General features: G+C 41.8%; 8 protein-coding genes. All 8 read right to left on the reverse strand.

Annotation, left to right across the window (positions count from 1 at the left end; all coding sequences use genetic code 11):
• Positions 1–48: 48 nt before the first annotated feature.
• The 8 genes from ACLFKQ_RS27610 to ACLFKQ_RS27645 all read right to left on the reverse strand — a co-directional run bounded on the left by ACLFKQ_RS27610 (position 49) and on the right by ACLFKQ_RS27645 (position 9,556).
• The gene (locus tag ACLFKQ_RS27610; RefSeq protein ID WP_449002854.1) at positions 49–405 is read right to left on the reverse strand and encodes a hypothetical protein; all 357 of its coding nucleotides are present in this window, start codon (positions 403–405) and stop codon (positions 49–51) included.
• A gap of 426 nt (positions 406–831) precedes the next feature.
• Entirely contained in the window at positions 832–2,196 is a 1,365-nt protein-coding gene (locus ACLFKQ_RS27615; RefSeq protein ID WP_449002855.1) for an MFS transporter, read from the reverse strand.
• 116 nt (positions 2,197–2,312) lie between these two features.
• A complete protein-coding gene (locus tag ACLFKQ_RS27620) occupies positions 2,313–2,570 on the reverse strand; it encodes a DUF1636 domain-containing protein (protein WP_449002856.1) in 258 nt (85 codons plus the stop codon).
• A 134-nt stretch (positions 2,571–2,704) separates the two neighbouring features.
• Entirely contained in the window at positions 2,705–3,727 is a 1,023-nt protein-coding gene (locus ACLFKQ_RS27625; protein ID WP_449002857.1) for an iron-siderophore ABC transporter substrate-binding protein, read from the reverse strand.
• Between the two features lie 28 nt (positions 3,728–3,755).
• Complete coding sequence (locus tag ACLFKQ_RS27630) at positions 3,756–6,455, reverse strand: TonB-dependent siderophore receptor (protein ID WP_449002858.1); 2,700 nt, start codon at positions 6,453–6,455, stop codon at positions 3,756–3,758.
• A gap of 377 nt (positions 6,456–6,832) precedes the next feature.
• Positions 6,833–8,149, reverse strand: coding sequence for an MFS transporter (locus ACLFKQ_RS27635; RefSeq protein WP_449002859.1), 1,317 nt, complete (start codon positions 8,147–8,149; stop codon positions 6,833–6,835).
• A gap of 13 nt (positions 8,150–8,162) precedes the next feature.
• Positions 8,163–9,335 (reverse strand): TonB-dependent siderophore receptor, encoded by a 1,173-nt coding sequence (locus ACLFKQ_RS27640; protein ID WP_449002860.1) that lies wholly within the window; start codon positions 9,333–9,335, stop codon positions 8,163–8,165.
• Between the two features lie 20 nt (positions 9,336–9,355).
• Positions 9,356–9,556, reverse strand: coding sequence for a hypothetical protein (locus ACLFKQ_RS27645; RefSeq protein WP_449002861.1), 201 nt, complete (start codon positions 9,554–9,556; stop codon positions 9,356–9,358).
• Between the last annotated feature and the right edge of the window lie 227 nt (positions 9,557–9,783).

Consider the following 9,783-nt stretch of genomic DNA (forward strand, 5'->3'; position numbering starts at 1 on the left):
GTTTTATCAAGAAACTAAAGTCACTCAACTGCATCAAGTTTCGGGGATTTATTTAATCGACTTGATTTTAGCCTCAAATAGCTTAAATCTTTGATTTCTCGTGCTGTTAACTATCGAACGCTCATCAGAGGTTAATGGAATAGTCTTTTGACGAAACTGACAGAATTTCTCGTCTGCGACCTTGAAATGAGCAAAATAGGGATCGGTTCTATAGGAACGAAATTTTTTCAGCTCGCCACTACGAGTCTTGCGGGGAAACTTATTCTCTACATTACGACTTTTTACGAGATAGACAGGGTGATGGCAGTGAGGACAGACTAAACCGAGATCGAGATAATCACTATAACTAGCCCCCTGTGCGGTTATGGGCAAAAGAGCATATTTGAGACTAATAGCAGTTTGCATCTTCTTTGGGAAAGTTGAAATCGGGGAATGGACTGGTGCAGGGGGTACACTAAACCTGGATTTACATAGATTTGTGAGTAAATTGCTGTTATCTCCACAAAGGTAATTCGAGTTGGATGAACTCTCCCTTGGTAGAGCTTAAAATCCTTTATTCAGATTTAGCAGACTGGAAAATCGCGAATGAGAATTGTCAATTAGAGTAGCGCGATCGCCATATCGACGACTTTTCCTTGCTCTAAAAGCGTGAGTTTCTTAACTTGTCACCAATGGGCAATAATAATCGCGGTACGATGTTTGATTTGTTTATGTTGAATTTTACTCTCATTCTATCTACAACTGTAGAGCCTGTTTAACTAATAATCATCTGAAGTTAAAACTTCAGGTATAAATAATTCCTCTGTACTTAGGTTGATTTTAGTTAAGCGATCACCTTGGTTCATCCGACACCGTATTTTCTAGCTGATTTAGTTGCGGTAATCGGTAGCCAACTAAACCAACAGAAAACATAACAATCCCACATCCCACATACAGTAATGCCATACCCGCACCCGCACCATTACCAAATATAGGTGCGAACAGCGAACTTAGGATAGTATCTGACTGCATCGCTGGTTCGAGGATGCGATCGCTCAACGGTCCTGCTATCAGTTTGGCGATCGCACTAACCAACTGCAAAACTAAAGAATTGGCTGCAAACACTCGTCCCTGAAGTTCTGGGGGAGCAGCAGCCATCCATAAGGCAGTTCTCGAACTACCCAACAGGGGAAAGTTGAGGGAAGAACAGAATTGAGCGGGTAGCCAAACGCTCAGACTTTGACCCAAGCCAAATAAAGTTTTTGCTACGCCAGCCCCCATAAAACCAGATAGCATACCATTAACACGGCTTTTTGTACCGCCCCAAGCACTCAATACTACCGCCCCTGTCACACCGCCAATCCCTGCTGCGGAAGAGATTGCACCTAAAACCCGAGAATTATTGTCCGAACGAGCAAGTATCATCGGATCGAGAACTGTATTGCCTAAATCGTGAGCAAATTTAAACGCAGCTACAACTAACAACAAAGTACGCAAACTATCCCGTTGCCAAACATATCGTATTCCAAAAGTAATTTCAGCCCAGAAAATGCCTAACCGATTTACTGCTTCCTCTTTTGTGATTGGGGGACTGGGGGATTGGGGAATTGAAGAAACATCTTCGGTATTGCCGACGGACTTTTCTCCCGCGCTTCTCGTCGGCTGGGGAATTCTTATCCAAACTAAAGTAGCGATCGCCACGAGAAAAGTCGCCAAGTCAATCGGCAAGATTCCCCCCAAACCAATAATCGGATACAGCACGCCAGCGATCGCAGGAGCAATGATATTAGAGCCATAGTGAACTACTGAATTCATACTGTTAGCACGGGTGTAATTTTGGGAAGAAACAAGTAAGGTAATCGAGGTGGAATAGGCTAGTTGTTGAATTTGTCCAAAACCGCCATTAATCGACGCAGCTAGATACAGATGCCAGATAGCTAAATTTCCCGACAGATGAAGAATTAAAATAATTAGGGTTGAACTAGCAGCGATCACATCTCCTAACATCATTAAATGTTTGCGGTTGGCGCGATCTACTATGATGCCCGCGAATAAAGAGATAAAAATACGAGGTAGCAAAGAGAAAAAGCCTACCAAAGCTAATGCCGTTGCCGAACCCGTTAGTTGCCACGCCCAGAGAGTGAGGGCGAAATCGGTCATGTAGCTACCGATAGTGGAAACAAGTTGACCAAACCAGATGAGGATAAATTTACGCACTTTTTTTGTAGCAAATGAAGATTATCGGGGAGGTTTTTGTCAAAATATGGTGTTGGTCAAAGTGAAGAATTTTCTCTCGTACTGTCTGAAATATGAGAACTAAAGGTGGCAACTTTTTACGTGAGTTGAGATTTCGATTGAACTACAGGCGGAATTTTGGCAATTTTCCCCGATTTGAGCGTTTCGGGAAGTTGGCGATAGCGAATAGATTCTCCATCGTGTTGATGATAGAGTTCGGCAAATTGAAGTAATGCTTCGGCACTCTCGTCAGGGGGTAAATCGGTAAATAAATAGGTGAGCTTATTGGCTGCCGATACCGCAGCGACAAAGGCTTGACTGCACATCCAAAGGCAACCGACGGGTTGAATTGTCAAGGGTTACTCAGGCGATCGCAGCGTGTTTATCAGCTCTAGCAGGCAAGCACCTTGGGAGGGCTTAATGCGCTTGTGAGCAGCATCGTTGCAAGACTGGCAAACAAATAGTGTCGGGTTTGACATACAAATGGCTCCTAATTTTCTGCTTCCAATAAAGACCGCTCGATATCATCCAATGCAGCATAGGCTGCCAAAATATTGCTACCATACCAAACTGAACGATTGACCACGTATACCCGATCTTTCTGTACAGCTTCAAGCTGGTTCCATAAAGGCATTTCTCGAACTTGAGCAAGCTCTTGCAAGTCAGAAATTCCGTATTCATCTGTTTGAATAGTTCCGATAAATAAGATGTCGCTTTCAAGCTGGGGCCAATATTCAATAGAAAATGAAGTCGAAGCTGACTCATGTGTTTGAAATCCCATGTCATCTAGGATGCTTCCAGGAAATGAGCCTCGACCGCGTACATCGAAACTGCCTAATTCAATCCCCTCAACAAACAGTACACGAAGCTGTTGATGACAATCTTTTATTGAAGCTTGTTTGAGAGATGTTGGGCAAAAATCATCATCTATTTTTTGCTTCAAATCTTCTATTCTGAGATAGTATTCATTCATCAGTTCCTCGGCTAATTCTATTTTATCGAACAAAACAGCAATCTCAAAAAAGTGTTGTTTCCAGTCACCCGAAATCTCTTGAAATGGTAACAAGACTGTCGGGGCAATCTGTGAAATTTGTGGATAGACCGACCGAGTTTCCGAAGTTGAGGGACTGACAATCAGATCGGGTTCAAGCAGTAAAACTTTTTCGAGATTAACCTGATATCCGTCAACAGGGATTATCTCAATTCCCTGGATTTTATCCTTTAAGTACAGGTCAGGAGCCTCTGAGAATGTATAAGGAATTGTAGCTCCAATCGGCTGAATACCCAAAGCCAGAGCATTACTTAAAACGGCAATGTTGAGTGTCACAATTCGTTTTGGCTCTTGAGGAATACAGGTTTCTCCCATCACATGCTGAATCACCACACAATCTTTTGGTAATGCTTGTGAATTAATTTCACTTTCTCTATTGCTATGAGTGCAAGATAAGACAAGCACAAAGGTGATAACTGCCAGAAATAATAGAGATATCGAGCGGAATAAAAGTTTTGCCATCGGAATTTAGCTACTCAAATATATCTAGTTAAAAATCGACTTTGACCGAACCAGTGACAGCAAAAGGTCTACCCTGAGTAATATTGGCTCGATCGGATGAACCAGAGGCATAGGTTTCATCGAATAAATTTTCAATCGCTAAGGCAAAAGTAAGATTGTTTAATTCATAAGTAGCTCCTAAGTCTACTCTGAAATAACTAGGTAAATCGAAAGTATTATCGCTGTCTCCTGCTCGTTCATCCACATAGATTAAACCCGTTCCCAAACTCAATCCTCGGAGTGCGCCTTCGGTAAACTCATATTCACCATAAATACCAATTTCATTACTTGGGGCATTAAGTAGACTGTTACCTTCCAATCCTTCATCACTTGCGATGACTTCTGCCTCGAAAAAATGAGTGTAGGCAAGGATTAGACTGAGATTGTTAGTAATTTCACCTGTTAAGTCTAGCTCTAATCCTCGCGTGCGGACATCTCCTACGGGAATGACAAACTCAGGGTCGGCAGGGTCTGATTCGGCAATATTGGTTTGAGTCAGATCGAATAAAGCTGCGGTAACGTTAAATCGCTCGTCGAACAAATTTACTTTGGTGCCAATCTCGTATTGAGTTGCTTCTCTTGGTTCAATAAATTCATCATCTCTAGTCGTACCACTTTGTGGTTCTGTCGATTGGCTAAAGCTGGCATAAATGGAGGCAGAATCCGATAAGGTATAAACCAATCCCACCGTTGGAGAAACAAAATTCCCTTCTGAGTTGATTTCATCATTCGATGTATTTTCAAACTCTCCATATCGCAAACCAGCCAGCAAGCGAAAACGTCCCCAAGTCACGAAGTCCTGTAGATAAATTCCCCAGTCACTAATTGAGACAATAAATGGCTCGTCAAATGGGTCGCGAAATTCTACATCTGGGATAGGAACATCAAAACTGGGATTTTCTAGATCGATGGTGTTGTCAGAATCAGAAAAAACACCGCTTCCCAATGTAAAATTTGTCTCAGACCAGCTATACTCGACTCCAGCGAGCAGCTTATGTTCGGTAGCTCCAATCTTAAAATCTCCCGTTACTTCTCCTCGTAGATTAACTTGGTCAAAATCATCAGAAAGAATGTCATAAGAACGTACGAGTTCATCTTCTTCATTGAAGAAAAATCCAGCAGATAAAGGATCATTTGCTCGGTCGATATGAAAGTATTGACCGCTCAAGCTAATTTTCCAATCGTCACTAAAGGGTTGGTCGAAATAGGCAGCAACTCGATAGTTGTCGTTAATCTGGCTGTTACGAGGATCTGTATAACTACGGTCAAACAAAAACTCTCCGTCACGAAACTTAGCTCCGCTATTAATATCTTTATCTTGTCTGTAATATTCTCCTTCAAGAGTTAGAGAACCGTTATTACCTGTCAGATAGGTTAAGGAAGGTGCAATAAATATACGGTCATCTTCAACATTGTCTACAAAAGAATTTGCTTCTTGATAAGCAGCAACAAAGCGATATAGTAATTTTTCATCCTTAGTTATCGGACCTGTAGCATCGACTTCACCGCGATAGAAGTCAAAACTTCCCGCCTGAAAAGAAGCTGAATACTGAGGAGTTGATTCAGGTTTTTTAGTGATGTAGTTAACTACACCACCTGGAGTTCCCGTTCCATAAAGTAGAGAAGAAAGTCCTTTTAAGATTTCAATGCGTTCGATATTGGCTAAATCTCTAACCAGAAAACGCTGACTATCACGCAAGCCATTGATGTATACTTGCCGATTTACCCCAAAACCACGAATAGTAAACTGAGGGGTTAATCCTCCTTGGGCTTCCCCATCACTTGGGCTGACACCACTAACGAAGGGAGTTAAATCTTCGGCTCGTCTGGCAGCTTTGTCTTCAATTAGTTCTTCAGTAATAATCCCGATTGATGCAGGAGTTTCCAAACGAGGAATATCGAGACGAGTCCCTGTAGTCGCATCGGGTTCAAAGTAATCATCTTCGTCTTCTGCTTCCCCCGTGGCAATAACTTCAATTTCCTCATCTGGTTCTTGTTCTGCGGTAGTATCTTCAGGAGTAACGCTTAGAACTAGATCGTCTCTTCCTGGTACTATTTCCGCGCTTGGGGTTTGGTTAGTTCCCGTAATGGTTACGCGAATACTGCTGTCATCGACCTTGTTGACCGTAATTCTACTAATCCCTGGTGCGGGGTTGAGTTCTTCAATCCCTCTTCTAATCGAGAATGCTAGGGTTGCATCGAGGATATCGATAACCAAATCGTTCCCTTCTGGCACAATCAACGGCACTAATCTCTCGCTTCCCGCCACAGTTTCTAAGACTAACTTCAAACCTGACTCGGTTGGATTAATCTGTACTCCCGTAACTCGCGTTACGTTACCTTGTGCTATCAAATTTATAGATGATGACTGACTGGGTGACTCGGGGACTAGGGGACTGGGGGAACTAGGACTGAGTGACTGGGTGACTGGGTGACTTGGAGAGAATTTATCGGCTTTCCCGAAGGTGTCCCCCGCGCTCCCGCGCTCCTTGTCCCTTCGTCCAAACGAAGCGAGTCTTCCCGTCTCTGTGTCTCCCCGTCTCCGTCCACCCTGTGACTCCGCTTGTTGCGCCAGTAAATCCTTTGCCGAGATAGAAACTCGATCGCGATTTTCCTGAATTTGAGTTGCCGCTCCTAAATCAGATTGATTCTTTATTGCCTCAGCAGCAACAGGGTTAATAGCTGCCAATAAGATAATTGAGCTTAATTTGAGTATATAAAAAAAACTAGATTGGATTGATTTCAAGTTCTTGCTCCTCACACAATGCACAATTAAATTAAATTGCGCTTAGTGTTCTAAATAAAAGTCTTTCTCAATAAACAATACAGTATTTTCGACTTGTTTTAAAAAAATTTGATACCTTTTGCTAAAATTTAATTCACATCAGACGTAATTGATATAAATCCATACTCAAGGTAGATATTGAGTGGTTCTTACAGCCCAAGTGACACGGCCCATCCTTTTGCGTCCCTATTTTTTTACGACAGGTGGTGGGACTTCTCTTTCCAGTCTGTAGGAATCTCTCCATGAGTGAGATAATCAAAAATTGTTTTCGAGAAGCTTGCTCAGCGACCACAATCGGGAATAAGTAATTCGAGATCGCGAAGCCTTTGAACGGCATATCCACCCAAGCCGAGCGATAACATAGCCAAAGCACAAATAACGTATAGCAGGGCGATACCCGAACCTTTTTCCGTACCAAATAACCAACCAAATATAGTTGCTAGCAATTCTCCCGATCTCATGGCGGGTTCAAAAACGCGGTCGGCTAAAGGTCCTGCAATTAAATAACCCAATGATGAAATTATCGTCACAATCATCGAACGAGTAGCAAAAACCCGTCCCTGTATTTCAGGACTTACTTTACTCAGCCAAATAGCATCAAGAGAACTGCCGAGTACGGGAAAATTGAAAGAAGAACAAAACTGGGTTGGAATCCAAACTAAAGGTGCCGCACCCAAGCCAAATATCGTTTTACTCAAACCAGCACCAATCATGCCCAACTGTACTCCGTTGATTCGCCGTTTAAAACCACTCCATTTACCCATTGATAAAGCACCAACTACACCTCCAACTCCAGCAGCCGAAGCCAAACTACCTAAAACTCTTGGATCGTTATTGCTTCGTGCTAAAATCATTGCCGAATAAAGAGAATTACCGAGGTCGTGAAACAACCAGAATAAAGATATCAAAACTAACAGACACAATAAACTAGAGTGTTTAGTCAAGTAGTTCCAGCCAAAGCTCAATTCTCTGCCAATGCTAAGAGATTTTTCAGGGTCTAACAGTGGCTGTTTTGGTTGAGGAATACGAACCAACAATACCGTACTGATAGCAATAATAAAAGTAGTAATGTCGAGGAGCATAATTCCAGCCAACTCTATAGTTACATAAAGAACGCCAGCCAGTGCTGGTGCAATAATGCTCGAACCATAGCTAGCTAAAAATCCCATGCTACTAGCACGACTGTAGTGCCGTTTGGGTACTAAGGTAGAGATAGACGTAGAAAAGGCTAATTTTTGACATTGCTCAAAAACTCCCGCGATCGCCACGGCTAGATATAAATGCCATATTTGCAAATGATTGGTTGAATACAGTATCAAAACAATAATTGTCAACATACCAGTCATTAAATCTCCAGCGATCATGAGTAATTTTCGATTCCAGCGATCGACTATCGTTCCAGAAATAAGAAACATAAAAATTTGTGGAAGTTGAGAAAAGAAACCAAATAAAGCCAAATCAGTAGCATGACCCGTAAGTTGCCAAACCCAGATCGAAAAGGCAAACCCAGTCATACTAGAGCCTAGCATTGAAATCGTTTGTCCGAACCAGATGATGGCGAAGGTTCTTAAATTTCTTTTTGTTGAGTTTGTTGACATTGTTAAGAAAATTTTAAAATTGAAACCATACCGTACCGAAAAGTGCTCGCACTCCAACTTCTTCGTCCTCTATTCCTGCATTGAATAAGTTTTGAATACTGAGTGCTGCTCTAAAATTATCTTGCGAGTAAAAAATGGCTGCATCAGTTTGTAAGTAACCAGGTAAAATAAAACTATTCTTGGTATCTCCAGGGCGATCGCCATACCAAGTTACTCCGCCACCAAAACCCAAACCCTGCAATGTTCCTTTAGTAATTTCATAGCTAGTCCACAAACCACTACTATGACGTGCCACCCCCGCAACTGAGCTTCCGACTGGAATTACTTCGTCTTCAGTAACTTTGGCATCGGTATAACTATAAAACCCATACACCCACCAACCAGGAGTGATTTTCCCTCTTATTTCCCCCATCCAAAACCGACTTGTTTGTTCGTCGATCTGTAGGTCAAAATCTGGTTGGTTCGGATCGCTAGCAGCAATATTATCTTGAGCTTCGTCATAATACGAAAGAGTTGCCCACCAGTTTTTATTTTGTTCGGTTTCGATTCCAAGTTCGATACCCGTATATACTTCAGACTGTAAAGATCTGTTTAGAGCATCAGTTCCTTCAATCGGTTCGTTGGCATAAAATAGAGTCGTAAACAAAAAGGTATTTTTAGTTAGTTGGTAGCTAAAACCTAGTTCGGGATAAAAATCATGGTTCTCAATTGGTTCGGCAGTCGGAACTTGAGAAAGATCGCTGGTATCGCCGATCGCGACATCAAAAGTACCTTCAAAATAGAACGACAGGCGATCGCTGAAATTAATTTCATGGGCGATGAATAATCCTATATAGTTTTTTTTACTAACAAAATCACTGGCTAAATAAGGACTGGGAAGAATAGAAGTAGTAAAAGTTGAAGAGGTAAAAGCTGGAGATTTAATCCCTTCACCAGAAATAATAAAAGGATTTTTATTAACTTCTATGCCAATGGTGGTAGCTTGTTTTAAAGTTCCAGTTGAAAATTCTAGATTGGCTTCTAAAACTAGGTTATAAAACTTTTCGAGGGGGAATTCTTCATATTCAAAATAGCGTTCGGATTCTAGTTGAGATGTAGCTATATTTTTACTCCGATCCCAAATCAGATAGGCTGCATGGAAAGAATTGGTCATCGTCCATTCTGAAGAAAGGTGTCGCAAAGCCACGTCATTAAGCTTATCGCTCTCTAAGGCTTTTGGCTGAAAAATTGATAAAAGAGAAACTTCCCCATAGATAACCAATTGGGAGTAATAGTTGGATGTGAAATCTGTAAAGATTCTATATCCATCGGATTGGCTAACAGGGGTCTAGACATTAGTAAAAAGATTAAATTACCAAGAGTAATTAAAGTAGAAACAGTCATTTTTAAAACATTTTTTGTCAGCATTATAGTTTTATTCCTCAATTAGTTTAAATTGAAAAGTTTTATCTCGCTGCGCGAGAAAGGCAGAGTCAGGAGAACAGGCGTTCAAGGTGCGGAGGAAACCTCCGCATACAGCCCTTCCAGAAGGTTAGCTTGTCGGTCAAATAGCGCTATTGTCTATGAGCACGTTTTGATTCAAGACTCCTGCCGAACCGTCGCGGCTCGGAATCTCCCATAGGGTTGGGTACAGC

The sequence above is a fragment of the Myxosarcina sp. GI1(2024) genome (genome assembly GCF_053543375.1).

Bases quoted from the DNA above. Each gene is read 5' to 3' on its own strand.
- ACLFKQ_RS27610 (WP_449002854.1), bottom strand. From the start codon at position 405: ATGCAAACTGCTATTAGTCTCAAATATGCTCTTTTGCCCATAACCGCA.
- ACLFKQ_RS27625 (WP_449002857.1), bottom strand. From the start codon at position 3,727: ATGGCAAAACTTTTATTCCGCTCGATATCTCTATTATTTCTGGCAGTT.
- ACLFKQ_RS27635 (WP_449002859.1), bottom strand. From the start codon at position 8,149: ATGTCAACAAACTCAACAAAAAGAAATTTAAGAACCTTCGCCATCATC.
- ACLFKQ_RS27645 (WP_449002861.1), bottom strand. From the start codon at position 9,556: ATGCTGACAAAAAATGTTTTAAAAATGACTGTTTCTACTTTAATTACT.